Annotated in this window: 13 protein-coding genes; 1 reads left to right on the top strand and 12 read right to left on the bottom strand. The window is 34.2% G+C overall.

All coding sequences use genetic code 11. The annotated features are described in order from the left end of the window. Nucleotides 1-254: 254 nt before the first annotated feature. On the bottom strand, nucleotides 255-713 hold the full coding sequence (dtd, locus tag H8909_RS08610) for a D-aminoacyl-tRNA deacylase (RefSeq protein WP_187012526.1): 459 nt from the start codon (nucleotides 711-713) through the stop codon (nucleotides 255-257). A gap of 68 nt (nucleotides 714-781) precedes the next feature. Between dtd and H8909_RS08605 the strand changes: the two genes are divergently transcribed. After that, complete coding sequence (locus tag H8909_RS08605) at nucleotides 782-2,050, top strand: replication-associated recombination protein A (protein ID WP_187012528.1); 1,269 nt, start codon at nucleotides 782-784, stop codon at nucleotides 2,048-2,050. 6 nt (nucleotides 2,051-2,056) lie between these two features. On the opposite strand, the gene miaA is transcribed toward H8909_RS08605, so the two are convergent. From miaA to rny, 11 genes are all read right to left on the bottom strand, one after another. Continuing rightward, a complete protein-coding gene (gene miaA, locus H8909_RS08600; RefSeq protein WP_187012525.1) occupies nucleotides 2,057-2,971 on the bottom strand; it encodes a tRNA (adenosine(37)-N6)-dimethylallyltransferase MiaA in 915 nt (304 codons plus the stop codon). After that, nucleotides 2,968-4,737, bottom strand: a complete 1,770-nt coding sequence (gene mutL / locus H8909_RS08595; protein ID WP_187012524.1) for a DNA mismatch repair endonuclease MutL — start codon at nucleotides 4,735-4,737, stop codon at nucleotides 2,968-2,970. The genes miaA and mutL overlap by 4 nt, the downstream gene beginning before the upstream one ends. Before the next feature lie 8 nt (nucleotides 4,738-4,745). After that, nucleotides 4,746-7,211 carry a DNA mismatch repair protein MutS gene (mutS, locus tag H8909_RS08590; protein ID WP_187012523.1) on the bottom strand — a complete coding sequence of 822 codons (2,466 nt, stop codon included), beginning with the start codon at nucleotides 7,209-7,211 and terminating at the stop codon, nucleotides 4,746-4,748. 63 nt (nucleotides 7,212-7,274) lie between these two features. Then, nucleotides 7,275-8,378 (bottom strand): M20/M25/M40 family metallo-hydrolase, encoded by a 1,104-nt coding sequence (locus tag H8909_RS08585; RefSeq protein ID WP_187012522.1) that lies wholly within the window; start codon nucleotides 8,376-8,378, stop codon nucleotides 7,275-7,277. Nucleotides 8,379-8,435: 57 nt separating this feature from the next. Further along, entirely contained in the window at nucleotides 8,436-9,944 is a 1,509-nt protein-coding gene (locus tag H8909_RS08580) for an IMP dehydrogenase (protein ID WP_117459262.1), read from the bottom strand. Between the two features lie 51 nt (nucleotides 9,945-9,995). Then, entirely contained in the window at nucleotides 9,996-10,334 is a 339-nt protein-coding gene (locus H8909_RS08575; protein WP_187012521.1) for a YlbF/YmcA family competence regulator, read from the bottom strand. After that, entirely contained in the window at nucleotides 10,318-11,769 is a 1,452-nt protein-coding gene (gene miaB / locus H8909_RS08570) for a tRNA (N6-isopentenyl adenosine(37)-C2)-methylthiotransferase MiaB (protein ID WP_187012520.1), read from the bottom strand. Before miaB ends, H8909_RS08575 begins: the two co-directional genes overlap by 17 nt. A 72-nt stretch (nucleotides 11,770-11,841) precedes the next feature. Beyond that, nucleotides 11,842-12,768: an AEC family transporter gene (locus tag H8909_RS08565; RefSeq protein WP_187012519.1), complete on the bottom strand. Its 927-nt coding sequence runs from the start codon at nucleotides 12,766-12,768 to the stop codon at nucleotides 11,842-11,844. Between the two features lie 57 nt (nucleotides 12,769-12,825). After that, nucleotides 12,826-13,071 (bottom strand): hypothetical protein, encoded by a 246-nt coding sequence (locus H8909_RS08560; RefSeq protein ID WP_022424184.1) that lies wholly within the window; start codon nucleotides 13,069-13,071, stop codon nucleotides 12,826-12,828. Nucleotides 13,072-13,149: 78 nt separating this feature from the next. Continuing rightward, nucleotides 13,150-13,932, bottom strand: a complete 783-nt coding sequence (locus H8909_RS08555; protein ID WP_187012518.1) for a TIGR00282 family metallophosphoesterase — start codon at nucleotides 13,930-13,932, stop codon at nucleotides 13,150-13,152. Nucleotides 13,933-13,976: 44 nt separating this feature from the next. Then, nucleotides 13,977-15,524: a ribonuclease Y gene (rny, locus tag H8909_RS08550; RefSeq protein ID WP_117459257.1), complete on the bottom strand. Its 1,548-nt coding sequence runs from the start codon at nucleotides 15,522-15,524 to the stop codon at nucleotides 13,977-13,979. Nucleotides 15,525-15,548 lie beyond the last annotated feature (24 nt).

The following is a 15,548-nucleotide window of genomic DNA, read 5'->3' as shown; positions in this document are numbered from 1 at the left end:
TCATCCTGAGCCAGGATCAAACTCTCCACTGAATATGTGAAGAGCTGATGTTCAGCTCATCAATTAAATGTTTTCAAATAAATCTGACGTGTATCTGTTCAGTTTTCAATGTTCTGTCTGCGCTCCTCACCGGAGTGCTCACTTATACTACCATCATTCATTTCCTTTGTAAAGACTTTTTTTGATTTTTATTCATTTTTTGTGAAAAAATGTAAAAAAGGGCTTATACGCCCTTCTATTTGCCTATAATCGCATTATTTTCGAGGCATGATGTCATCGCTGTCTAATACAATAGTAACTGGACCATCATTAATTAATGCACATTTCATATCAGCTCCAAAAATTCCTGTTTCTACATGAATGCCTTGGTTTCTTAAACTTTCATTAAAGTAATCATAAAGCGGTGAAGAGATATCAGGCTTAGCTGCATCAATAAAGCTTGGTCTTCTTCCTTTACGACAGTCTGCATATAAAGTGAATTGAGAAATAGAAAGAATAGATCCTTCTACATCTATGAGTGAACGATTCATTTTTTGGTTTTCATCTTCAAAGACTCTTAAGTGGATAACCTTTTCCACAAGACGATCTATAATTTCATGAGTATCATCATTATTAAAACCTACAAGAATCATATAACCCTTATTAATGGCACCATGTACTTCTCCATCAATTGTCACACTTGCTTCTTTTACTCTTTGTAAAACAATTCTCATATTACTCTCTCCTTATAAAATCATGTTATAATTATACATGATTCTAAAACGAAAGGAAATAAACTATGATTCATAAGACACTTGCAGATTCCATGCGCCCTATTGGACTTGATGATGTAATTGGGCAAAAGCACCTTGTAGGAGATAATAAATTATTAAGACAATTTGTAAAGAAGGATCATCCAATGTCCATTATTTTATATGGACCACCTGGATGCGGAAAAACAACTATGGCTAAGGCCCTCGCTCATGATTTAAATATACCATATCGTATATTCAATGCCTCTACTGGTAATAAGAAAGAGATGGACCAGATTATCACTGAAGCGAAACTTTCAGAAGGTTTGTTTGTGATTGTAGATGAGGTGCATCGTTTAAATAAAGATAAGCAAGATCATTTACTGCCTTATATCGAGAGTGGATTGTTGATTATCGCAGGCTGCACAACTGCCAATCCATATCATTCTATCAATCCTGCAATTCGCTCGAGATGTCATTTGTGTGAAGTAAAGCCCTTGAATCATGAAGAGATTGTGGAAGCTTGTCAAAGAGCTGCAGTCAGTGAGAGAGGACTTAATCATCAATATGAAATAGATCAAGAAGTATATGATTATATTGCAAGAATGAGCAGTGGTGATGTGCGTTATGCTTATAATTGTTTGGAACTTGCAACTATTTATGCGTCAGATACACATATCACATTAGAAATCATCCAGGAAGCTGTTCCACGCGCCAATATGCAATTTGATAAAGATGAAGATCAATACTATGATACTTTAAGTGGTTTGCAGAAATCTATTAGAGGATCTGACCCAAATGGTGCTCTTTATTATTTTGCAAAACTTATAGATGCAGGAGATATAGAGTCACTAGAACGAAGACTGATTACAACTGCTTATGAAGATATAGGACTAGCCAATCCTAATGCGTGTATGCGTACTGTTTTAGCCTTCCAGGCAGCTAAGACAATTGGTTTTCCTGAAGCAAGAATTCCTCTAGCAAGCTGCATTATAGAATTGGCTTTATCACCTAAATCAAAATCGAGTGAAAATGCGATAGATGCAGCACTTGCGTCTTACCACAACGAACCACATAAAGCACCACAATATATACGTTTAACTCCTGTTGGTATAGATGAGGAAGATCGTTACGATTATAATAGACCTGATTTATGGGAATATCTTCAATATCTTCCTGATGAAATTAAAGATGCTCAGTTCTATGTACCTTGGCTGACAAGCCGTTATGAAAAATCATTAACTGAAAACTATCAAAGAATTCTTAAACACGGAAGAACCACAAATATCAGAAAACTCAAAAAAGATAAGCCTCGTTAAAGAGACTTATCTTTTTTCATACCATTCTTCGATATCTTTTAATACTTGGTGAATTGTAGAATCAAAATCTTCTAGATTGACATCGTACCAATGTACATCAAATTGGTTATTAAACCATGTATATTGTCTTTTCGCGTAGTTACGTGAATGTTTCTTGATTTCTTCTATGACCTGTTCTTTTGTTTTTGAACCTTCAAAGTAATCAAACCATTCCTTATAACCAATAGCCTTCATAGACTGCGCATTACGTGATAAACCTGAATCATAGATTTTCTTGACTTCTTCTTCTAATCCCTGTTCAATCATTAAATCAACACGTTTATTAATACGCTCATAAAGAATAGGACGTGGAAGTGTGAGTCCTACGAAATAAATGTCATATACAGGCTTATGTTCCTGCGCTTCTAGAATATCACTTTTTCTTTTTCCTGATTCTTCATAAATTTCAATGGCACGTAATACTCTTTGACGATTATTAGGATGTAGATCTAATGCTGATTGAGGGTCAAAAGATGCCAAATACTGATGTAGTTCTTCATTTGTATAATGGGCATACTTCGCTTTTATTTCATCATGCTTAGATTCTGTTTCTTCAAAAGTATAATCATAAAGAGCACCCTTGATATAAAGACCTGTACCTCCTACCACAATAGGCATATCGATTGTATCGATATAATGACGAACTTCTTTTTGAAATTCACTGACAGAAAATGTTTCATCAGGATTTTTGATATCAATCATATGATGAATAATACCCTGCATTTCTTCTTCTGTTACTTTGGCAGTTCCAATATCCATCGTACGATAGATCTGCATAGAATCACCACTAATGACTTCACCATGAAGTGCTTCTGCTAAAGAAACACCCATACGTGTTTTACCTACAGCTGTAGGTCCACATACCGCAATTACTTTTTTCATACTACAACCCTCTTAAATAACTTTTCTAATTCATAATCACTATAGAATATGATGGTTGGTCTACCATGTGGACAGACATAAGGATTATCACAGCGCATAAGATTATCTATAATTGTCTGCATATCCTGTGTTGTGAGATATGTATTTCCTTTGACACTTGCTTTACATGCAAGTGTTGCAATAGCATGTTCCTGCATAGCAACAATATCCACACTTTGATTGTTTAAAACTTCTTGAATCATTTCATCAATAAAGATCTTCTCATCGATATTTTTCATCCATAAAGGTAAACCACGTACAATGTATGAATGTCGGCCAAATGATTCAAGATGGATTCCAACTTCTTCCAATAACCCTTTATGTTCATCAATAACAAGACATTCGCTCTCAGGATATTCAAATGTAAGAGGAACAATCATTGGCTGAATAGATAAATCAGGATGAGAGAACTTATTGAGGAAATATTCATAATTGATACGTTCCTGTGCTGCATGCTGATCAATGATATAAAATCCTCTTTCATTTTCTCCTAAAATATAAGTACCTCTTGTTTGGCCAATAACCTTAATTTTTTCTTTAATTGGTTTAAGTGGCTCTTCTTTTGGAGATTCTTTGATTTCTACTTTTTCGGGTTCATAAACAGGCATTTCTTCATGAACAGTTTCAATAACTGGTTCTTCTTTGACTTCTTCAAAAACCTCATCAAGAGGAATAGTCATCTGTGCAAGACTTGGTTTGAAGGATGCTTTTTCTGTTTCTCTAGTAGATGGTTTATAAGTGAGATTCTTTTTGGATAAAGCCTCTTCCAAACCCTTAAGTAGTAATTCCTTTAATTCTGTTTCTTTAGAGAAACGTACTTCTAGTTTTGCTGGATGAACATTTACATCTACAAGATATGGATCCACATCAATCTCTAACACTGCAATTGGATAACGTTTATCAGCTAAATAACGACGATAAACCTCATTGATTGTATTAATTGTTTTCATATTCTTGACATAACGATGATTCACTAGAGTAACAATATGATTCTTTGAAGAACGAGATGTATCAATTTTAGATATATAACCAGCCACATGAAACTCTTCATTGCCAAAATCAACATGAATCATATTTTTTGCAACAGGAATGCCATAAATTTCACTAATAACTTCTAATAAATTATTTCTTCCATTTGTTTTGAATATTGTTTTATGGTCATGAATAAGTGTAAAAGATATTTCTGGATGAGCGAGGGCTAGACGCTCTACATAAGAATAAATAGCTGCGAATTCCGCATTAATAGACTTCATATATTTAAGTCTAGCAGGTACATTCTGGAAGATACGTTCTACCGTGATCTTCGTACCGCGATTCATTGCCACACTACCTACATTTTTTCTTTTTCCAAATTCATATTCTACTTTTGTATTTTCTTCGCCATTGTTTGTTTCAAGAGTAAAGACACTAATAGAAGCAATAGAAGGAATAGCTTCTCCTCTAAAGCCTAATGTAGTGATATTGAATAAATCATTTTCATCTACAATCTTACTTGTTGCATGACGACTAAAGCATAAAAGAGCATCTGCACGATTCATTCCTATACCATCATCAATCACACACATCTTGCTTGTACCACCCTGTTCTACTAGAATAGTGATACTTTTAGCCTTAGCATCTATACTATTTTCTGTCAACTCTTTAATAACACTTGCAGGACGTTCAACAACTTCGCCTGCTGCAATCTTATTGGCTAGATTTTCACTTAATTGTCTAATATGTCCCATAGTTTCTCCTACAACATTTTCTTTAATTCAATTAATGTACTTAATGCATCAAGTGGTGAGAGACTCATCGGATCAATGCCTTTGAGTGTTTCTTCTACAGCACTTGTTTTTATAACTGGTGTCACTTCAATATTTTGTAATTTCTCTTCAATATTATTGTCTTCTAACGATTTCAATATGGCATCTGCACGTACAATAACTTCATCAGGTAATTTTGCGAGTTTAGCAACATTGATACCATATGACTGACCAGAGGGGCCATCTTCAATATGATATAGGAAATGAATAGAATCACTAGAGACATCAGCACCTGCATGAACATTCTTAATAGAAGTGCCTTCCATACGTGTTAATTCATGATAATGTGTTGAAAAGAAAGTCAATGAATGGTTGTGGCTTGCAATATATTCTAAAATGCCCTGAGCTAAAGCCATACCATCAAATGTCGCTGTTCCTCTACCTATTTCATCAAATATAATAAGTGAGTTTTCAGTCGCATATTTCAAGGCATTATTAGCCTCCAGCATTTCTACCATGAATGTAGACTGACCACTAATTAAATCATCACTCGCACCAATACGAGTAAAGATTGCATCAAAGACTGGAAGAGTTGCACTTTTTGCAGGGACAAAGCATCCAATTTGTGCCATGATCATAATTAAAGCCATCTGTCGCATATAAGTTGATTTACCACCCATATTTGGTCCTGTAATCAACATAATTCTTGCATCCTGTCCTAAAGATATATCATTTTTTACATAACTTTCTTCAGGAATGACTTTTTCTACTACAGGATGTCTTCCTTCTTCTATTTGAATAATATGATCATCATTAAATGTTGGACGTACATAACGATTATAGCTTGATACATCAGCAAATGTACTAAATACATCTATCCTAGCTACAATCTTTGCAACATCCTGTATTTCATGTACATAACCCTTAATATATTGTCTTACCTGAGTAAATATTTCATATTCTAATGCAGCGATTCTATCCTGTGCTGAAAGAATCTTATTTTCCATATCTTTAAGTTCTGGAGTGACAAATCTTTCTGCATTGGATAAACTCTGTTTTCTTGTATAGTTGAATTCATCCTTTACTAAAGGTAAATAGCTTTTAGTGACTTCAATATAATAGCCAAAGACACGGTTATAACCAATCTTAAGACCTTTGATTCCTGTACGTTCTTTTTCATTTTCCTCAAAAGTCATTAACCATTTCTTACCGTTCTTACGAATATCACGTAATTCATCCAACTCTTTATTGTATCCATCCTTGATAATATTTCCTTCTTTAATAACTAAAGGTGGATCATCTACAATTGCTTCATCAATTGTATTAATAATACAAGACAAATCAACAAGCTGCATAGCTTGTTCATTCAATTTAGGATGATCAAGACTGAGTAGTTCTTGTTTTAATTCAGGAATTTTCTTTAAAGAAGAACAGATCCACTTTAAATCTCTCGCATTCACATTTCCAAAAGCCACTCTAGAAGCCAGTTTTTCAATATCATAAATATCATTGATCATATGAGTCACTGTATCTCTATCTAGAGGGTTATCCATGAATACTTCTACAAGATCAAGTCTTTCTTCTATCTTCTCTTTAGAAATAAGAGGCTGATCAATCCATTGTTTTAATAAACGACCACCCATTGCACTATGTGTATGATCTAATAGCCATAATAGTGTGCCATATTTCTCATTATTCGCATTTTTAGTAAGTTCAAGTGCCTTCTTTGTGACACTTTCCATATAAACATAATCTTCCTGTTTAACTTCTACAATTGTCTGGATATATTCTAATTCTCTCTTTTGAGTATCAATTAAATAATTCAATAAATTAGCACAGACCTTGATTTGTTTTAAATCATTGATATTATCAAAGATTTTCTTGTAGTTATCTTTAATTGTTTCATTCTTAAAAGGAGACATCATCACTCCATCAATATGAATAGAATCATCTTCTACAACGATTTCTTTAATACCTAATGATTCAATCTTATTACGTAATAGATGTTCCTTCTTTTCTAGGTTTAAGCAATAAAATTCCCCTGTAGATAAATCAGCATAAGCAAGTGTATAAGAGAAATCAAATACACCTAAAGCCCCAATAAAGTTATTCACCTTCTCATTTAACTTAAAGTCCATTAAAGTACCAGGTGTAACAATCTGAACAACACCTCTTTCTACAAGACCCTTGGCTTTAGGATCAGATAGCTGTTCTACAATAACAACCTTATGTCCTTGTTTGACCAATTCTTCTACATAACCACTTGCAGCATGAAATGGTACACCACACATTGGTACGCGTTCTTTAACACCTGCATTTTTACCTGTTAACGCAAGATTTAATGCTTTTGAGGCAATAGCTGCATCATCAAAAAACATTTCATAGAAATCACCAATACGATACATCACAATAGCATCTTGATGATCTTTTTTTAATTCTAAATATTTCTCCATCATGGGAGAGTACTTTTCTTTTTTCAAAATGATACTCACTCCTAACTCCCTCATTATAGCATATTTTTAGTCAATCATAAGATGTAATGCTAAGAGAGCACTCTTTTCTAATTCATCTATTGTTGTATATTCACTTACACTATGACAGTCATTCATAGCACAAGCCACAACTATTCCTCTAATGCCTTCTTTCACATATCTATTATTATCAGATCCACCATGAGTAGAAATAAGACGAGGTGTTAATTGAAGATTATGGCATGCATTTTTAAAACGTTCAACAACTTCTTCATCTTCATTGATCTTATAAGCTTCAATGTGTATATAATCATCATACTCTATAGATGCATGTTCTTTAATGGCTTCTTCTTCAAAAACAGTATGAATATGTTTACTCCATTTTAATGCATCCTGATGATCAAAACTTCTTATTTCTCCAGTAATAGTGACTTCTCTAGGAACAATATTTCTTCCTTCTCCACCCTGAATTGTACCAAAGTTCACTGTAGTCTTATCATTGACATGACCATTAGGAATTCGATTTATAGCACTTGTTGCAATCTTTAAAGCATGAATACCATCTTCAGGATTAAAACCTGCATGAGCACTTTTACCATTTACATTAATCTTAAATGAAATAATAGAAGGTGCTTCTAAGGCTGCGAGACCTACTTGTCCTGCTAAATCAAATGTATAACCAATACGTGACTTGATACGACTAAAGTCATAATAAGTACTTCCTGCATCATAAGGTTCTTCTGCCACACTAATAGCAAGTTCTATATCTCCATGAGGAAGATCATTATCTTCTATTGTACGAATGGCTTCAATATAAGAAGCAAGAGCACTTACATCATCAGCACCTAATACTGTTGTCTCGTCACTTGTAATACGCCCATCTTCATGAATAATGGCCTGTTTTCCTTTACCTGGTGAAACAGTATCCATATGTCCTGAAAACATAATAGGTTCTTTGTTTGTATGGCCTTTTAATACAGCATAAATATTACCTGCTTCAAAGCCTTCTATAGGCATTTCTATGCATTCCATATGACACTCTTTAAAAATATTCATTAAATAGTCTTTCATCTTCTTTTCATGATAAGATTCACTATCAATAGATACCATTTCACAAAATGTCTGAACAAGTCTTTCTTTATTAATTTGCATAAATACTCCCCTTAAAGTCAAAAAAATGGAAGGAATAATATCCCTTCCATCCTCCTATTATCTGTTACCTGAATTTGAAGAATCCTTTAACAATACGTCATGTGCGCCACCTTCAACAATAGAAGTAGCAGACACAAGCTGAATCTTTGCTTTTTCCTGTAATTCAGCAATTGTAAGTGCACCACAGTTACACATTGTATGTTTCATCTTGCTTAATGATAAACCAACGTTATCTTTTAAGCTACCAGCATATGGTACATAAGAATCTACACCTTCTTCAAATGAAAGCTTCTTATCTCCACCTAAGTCATATCTCTGCCAGTTTCTAGCACGTGCAGAACCTTCACCCCAGTATTCTTTCATATACTGACCGTTGATGTTTACCTTATTAGTTGGTGATTCATCAAAACGAGAGAAGTAACGTCCTAACATGATAAAATCAGAACCCATAGCTAAAGCTAAAGTCATATGATAATCATGAACGATACCACCATCTGAACAGATAGGGATATAAATACCAGTTTCTTTGAAATATGCATCTCTTGCTTCAGCCACTTCAATAGTTGCAGTAGCCTGACCTCTACCGATACCTTTCTGTTCACGAGTGATACAGATAGAACCGCCACCGATACCGATCTTGATAAAGTCAGCACCAGCTTCTGCTAAGAATCTGAATCCTTCACCATCTACAACGTTACCAGCACCAACTTTTACAGTATCCCCATAATGTTCTCTGATCCATGCAATAGTGTTAGCCTGCCAAGCTGAGTAACCTTCAGAAGAGTCAATACATAATACATCTACACCTGCTTCAATTAATGCAGGAACTCTTTCTGCGAAGTCTCTAGTGTTGATACCAGCACCAACTACATAACGTTTAGATTCATCTAATAATTCATTAGGATTTGATTTTCTTGATTCATAATCCTTTCTGAATACGAAATAAAGAAGTCTGTTATCATCATCAATAATTGGTAAAGCATTTAATTTATTTTCCCAGATAATATCATTTGCTTCTTTTAAAGTAATATCTTTATGTCCGCATACTAACTTATCAAAAGGTGTCATGAAATCAACAACCTTTTCGTTTTCATCCATACGGCTGACACGGTAATCTCTACCAGTCACTAAACCAACTAAACGGCCATTTGCTGTACCATCTTCAGTAACAGCCATAGTAGAATGACCTGTCTTTTCTTTAAGTGCAAGAACATCTGCTAATGTATCATTAGCGCTTAAGTTAGAATCACTTGCTACGAAACCTGCCTTATAGTTTTTAACACGTCTTACCATTGCTGCCTGTGATTCAATTGTCTGTGAACCGTAGATAAATGAACATCCACCTTCTCTTGCTAAAGCAACTGCCATACCATCATCAGATACAGCCTGCATAACTGCAGATACAAGAGGGATATTTAATGAAAGTGCTGGTTCTTCACCTTTCTTGAATTTAACTAAAGGTGTCTTTAAACTAACATTCTGTGGCTGGCATTCTTCACTAGAATAACCAGGAATTAATAAATATTCATTAAAAGTGTGTGAGGGTTCATTAAAAATATGTGCCATAATAATCTCCTTTTTATATAAATTAGTTCAATAATAAACATTTAAAAACATTTAGTCAATAGCTTTTAATAATTCTTCATTGATGATTGTTTCAACTTGTATAAGGTAATCATTAACTTCACTTTTTAGATTCAAATAATTGACAATCAAAGGATGATTCTCAAAGTATTCTTTTTTGTCCTGATAGGCTTTTAACTCTTCATCAGTTAACTCACCAAGAGCCTTCTTTTTAAGAATAATCTGGCTCTCTTGTTTGATTTCATCTTCCAAAGATAATAATTCAGGATGTTCTCTTAAAGTCTTTTCATACTTCTTAAATTCCTGAATAAGAGGATCATTTAGAATCAACTGATTCAAAGAATTTGCTTTATTCTTAGTTATTTGATTCAAGCTGTTCTCCAGTTAACGCCCATGTCTTTGCTTCAGTTACACGAACATCTACAATCTGACCAACCATTGAAGCATCACCTTTAAAGTTAATAAGTTTGTTATGTTCTGTATAACCTGATAAAACATCTGGGTTCTTCTTAGAAGGACCTTCTACAAGTACTTTAACAACCTGTCCTAAGTATTTCTGATTTGCTTCATTGGCGTACTTATTCACTAATTCATTTAAGCGATATAAACGCTGTTCCTTATCACTTAGAGGAACATTATCTTCCATCTTTGCAGCTGGAGTGCCTTCTCTAGGTGAATAAATAAATGTATAAGCTAAATCATACTTACAATAGTTATATAAAGATAAAGTATCCTGGAATTGTTCTTCTGTTTCATTAGGGAAACCAACAATAATATCTGTTGTAATAGTACAATCAGGAATCTTTTCTTTAATCATATCAAATAGCTTCAAGTAGCTTTCCTTTGAATAACGTCTACCCATAAGCTTTAAAACTTCATCATTCCCCGACTGAACAGGTAAATGAATAGAAGGCATGATATTATCATACTTAGCGATAATATCAATCATATCCGCATTAAAGTCCCAAGGATGGCTTGTTGTAAAACGAATACGATCAATACCAGTCTTTGCGACAGCTTCTAATAATGTTGCAAAGTCAGTACCATTATTTAAATCCTTACCATAAGAATTAACATTCTGTCCAAGTAATGTGATTTCTTTATAACCACTATTCTTTAATTCTTCTACTTCCTTAATAATTTCATCTAATTCACGAGAACGTTCCTTACCTCTTGTATAAGGGACAATACAATACGTACAGAACTTATTGCATCCATACATGATATTCACCCATGCCTTGTAGTTATTGGCACGCTGACTTGGAAGATTTTCAATAACATCCCCTTCCTTAGACCAGACTTCAAGAACAAGTTCTTTTTCTAACATTGCCTGTTTTAATAAAACTGGAAGACGGTGGATATTATGTGTACCGAAAATAAGATCAACCTGAGGGAATTTCTCTAGGATCTTATTCACAACTACTTCTTCCTGTGCCATACAGCCACATACACCAAAGATTAGATTTGGTCTAGTCTTCTTGATATTCTTCAAGTAACCAATCTTACCAAATACTTTTTCTTCCGCATTTTCTCTAATAGCACATGTATTTAATAATACAACATCTGCCTGTTTTACTTCATCAGTATGAGTATACCCCATCATTTCTAAGATACCAGATAATGTTTCAGTATCTCTTTCATTCGCTTGACATCCATAAGTCTGGATATAATATGTCTGTCCTTTGCCAATTCCCACCATATCTGCAGGAATCTCAAATGCATCATCTAAATGCTGTACTTCAGTACGACCTCTAGAACGTGCATCCTTTAAAGAAGGACCTTTAAAATATTTACTATAATCTTTCATAAACGCTCCTTTTCGACACCATTATAACAAATACCCCTCATAAAAAAAACCCCCTAAATAGGGGTAAAAGTTTTAAATTAAAAACATATAGACAACAAGTGGAATAGTGAAAACGGATATTAATGTTGTCATAAATATTGTCTTGGCTGCTAACCCACTGTCTCCGCCATATTTATTCGTAAATAATACTGCAGAACTTCCTACTGGCATAGATAACATAATCAAAGTCAATCCTCTTAGATAACTATCTTTGATTAAAAATGCAATTGCCGGATAAGCAATGACAGGGAAAATTAACTGCTTTATTATTGTATAAATATAAACACGTAGCTCATTAAATACATCTTTAATATTCATTGCCCCAAGTGTGACACCGATAATAATCATCGCGAGAGGTGTTGTCATATCTCCTACCATACCTGTAAAGTCTGTGATAATCTTAGGTGCTCTTATATGCAATAAATAGAGAATAAGTGCTAAGAAAGAACAAATCACACCCGGTGTAATCAAATTCTTAAAATTGAGTTTATTATTTCCCTGCTGCCCAATTCCAATCAAATAGACACCTAAAGTAAATAACATAATATTAAATACCATGCCAAATAAAGATGTATGGAAAACAGAATCATTTCCAAATATTGCCTTCATGATTGGATAACCAATAAAGCCAATATTAGAAAATACTGTCATAAAGACATAAAGACCTATTTGATTACTTGGGACATGTAACAATTTATTAATAAACAATCCAATAAAAGGTGTAATAACATAAGTAATGACCGCAATACCTAAAATAGTGAAAATTGTTTTTGAGTCACTATATTTTTCTGTACATAATACAGAATTCAATACCATGCATGGTGTCGTGACCGATAAAACTAGAGATGTGAGTTTACTATTTGTATTCAAATCTAAAATATTTACTCGATATAATAAAAAGCCTAAACCCATCAACACAAATAATACAACCATCTGTCCAATAATCACATTTATATCCATAAGATCCCCTTTCTATCAAAAAAAGCACAGGGTTTAACCTGTGCCTTAAAATTATTCTTATCCAAAGAATCCATCAGGCTGGATTGAGAAGTACATATAACTTCCTTCTGGAGTCTTCTTGAATAAAGACTTACAATGTGCAGCAGCATCTTCTGGTGATAATTCTGTTTCACATTCGAAAGTAGCCTTAATACCAGCTTTACTTACATACTTCAATTCTACCTTATCATCCTTATATCCATCAAAAAAAGTAACTAGCTTCTGCACCTGTGCAGTCTGCATTAAAATTTTACATTTAGCCATAAAAAACTTGTCCTCCTTCAATAACTAGAACTATTATACTGTATTCTTCACAAAATGTGAAGACGCTTTCTCTTGTTTTTACTTGAACTTTACCTGTGGATCAATTCTGATTCTTTCAATGTTTGTACACTTGTTTCCATCAAAATGAAGCAATGTTGCACAAAGCTGTCCTTCATCTTCAACAACTCTAAAAGGTGTCATAATACCCTTAACACTACGTTCAATGATTGCTTCTTTTTCACACCCAATAACACTTTCATATGGTCCAGTCATTCCAACATCGCATTGGAATGCTGTGCCCTTTGGAAGAATCTTTTCATCACCTGTAGGAACATGTGTATGAGTACCTAATACTGCACTGACACATCCATCTACATAGTAACCAAAGGCTATTTTTTCACTTGTTGCTTCACCATGGAAGTCAATGATATGGATATCACTGTTATCATTTTCTAGTACAGGCTCAATAGCTTCAAATGGATTTTGAGGTTTTCCATCCATAAAGGTAAGACCAAGTAAATTAGTCACTCTTATTTTTTTACCTTTTACCTCAATGACTCTAGAACCTACTCCTGGCATTGCAAGTGGCTTATTGAGTGGGACAATTAAACGATCTGCTTCATCAATATAATCAAAGATTTCTTTCTTTGAATACGTATGATTTCCCATAGTAATTAAAGAAATACCATAAGACAGTAATTCATCATAATGTTTCTGTAATAATCCTTTACCATGGCTTGTATTCTCACCATTCGCAATGACACATTCAACACTATATTTTTCTACAATTTTTGGTAGATAGGTCGCAATCATTTTACGTCCTGTCTTGCCAAAAATATCTCCTATAAATAATATATTCATTTTATTCACATCCTTAAAGAAAAAGTAGATAGGTTGGACCCTATCTACTTAGCTATTTCATTAGCACGAATCTCACGGATCACAGTTACTTTAATATGTCCTGGGTAAGTGAGTTCGGTTTCAATCTTTTCTTTGACATCTCTTGCAAGCTTATGTGCTTTTAAGTCATCAATCTTTTCTGGATTAACGATAACTCTAATTTCACGACCTGCCTGGATAGCAAATACCTTATCCACACCTTCAAACTGTTTAGGCAATTCTTCAAGTTTTTCAAGTCTCTGGATATAATTTTCAATTTTTTCACTTCTACTACCAGGTCTTGCAGCTGATAATGTATCTGCCGCAGAGATGAGTACTGCAATGATAGATGTTGCTGGAACATCACCATGATGAGATTCAATCGCATTGATTACAGTCGCATTTTCCCCAAATTTCTTAGCGAATTTAGCACCTAATTCAACATGACTTCCTTCCATTTCATGGTCTACTGCTTTACCTAAGTCATGTAATAAACCAGCACGTTTAGCAAGCTGCTGATTTAATCCAAGTTCAGAGGCCATAATACCGGCAAAATGAGCCACTTCGATTGAATGCTGTAAAGCATTCTGACCATAACTTGTACGATATTTTAACTTACCAATCATCATGACAAGTTCTTTGTTCATTTTTGATAGTCCTAATTCAAAGACAGCATCCTGCCCTGCCTTTAAAATAGTATCATCTAAATCCTTCTTAGTCTTAGCGACTACTTCTTCAATACGTCCTGGCTGAATACGTCCATCATGAATAAGTGTTTCAAGTGATAAACGAGCCACTTCACGACGAATTGGATCAAAACATGATAATGTAATCACTTCTGGAGTATCATCGATAATTAAATCAACACCAGTCGCATTTTCAATTGCCTTAATATTACGACCTTCACGACCGATAATACGCCCCTTCATTTCTTCACTTGGAAGTGCTACTACACTGACTGTGCGTTCAATGACTTCTTCCTGAGAATAACGATTCAAGGCATTCGCAATAATATCCTTTGCAAATAATGAAGCTTTAGTCTTTGCTTCATCTTCTTGTTCTTTGATATAAGCAGTGACTTCAGTCTCCATACGCTGTTCTACTTGTTTAAAGAGTTCAGCTTTTGCTTCCTGTGCAGACATAGCTGCAATTTTTTCAAGTTCGGCTACTTTTTCATCAATCTGATGTTGTAGCTTTTCTTCCTTGACCTCTAGTTCCGCCTTTTTCTTATTTAATTGTTGGCTTCTTGCTTCAAGAGCATCTTCCTTTCCCTGTAAAGAAATATCTCTACGGTCGATGTTCTGTTCACGTTGTAATAGCTTATTTTCAAACTTAGTCAATTCTAAACGCTGCTGCTTTGCTTCTTTTTCAGCTTCAAGCTTATATTCATAAGCTTTTGTCTTTGCATCAAGCGTTGCTTCTTTAATGAGATTGTCTGCTTTTGTATTAGCTTCTTCAACAATTGTTTTGGCATCTGCATTTGCTTTAGAAATCTTCAAACGGATATACATATAATAACATCCTGCACCTAAGACAAACACAAGAACATAGGTCAAGACTTTAATTAAATTCATATAAAAGCCCTCCGTGTCCTATGT

Source organism: Catenibacterium faecis (assembly GCF_014306455.1).
GTDB classification, from domain to species: Bacteria; Bacillota_I; Bacilli_A; order Erysipelotrichales; family Coprobacillaceae; genus Catenibacterium; species Catenibacterium mitsuoka_A.
The sequence above is the reverse complement of the archived record's forward strand: the minus strand, read 5'-3'. Positions and strand labels throughout refer to the sequence as shown.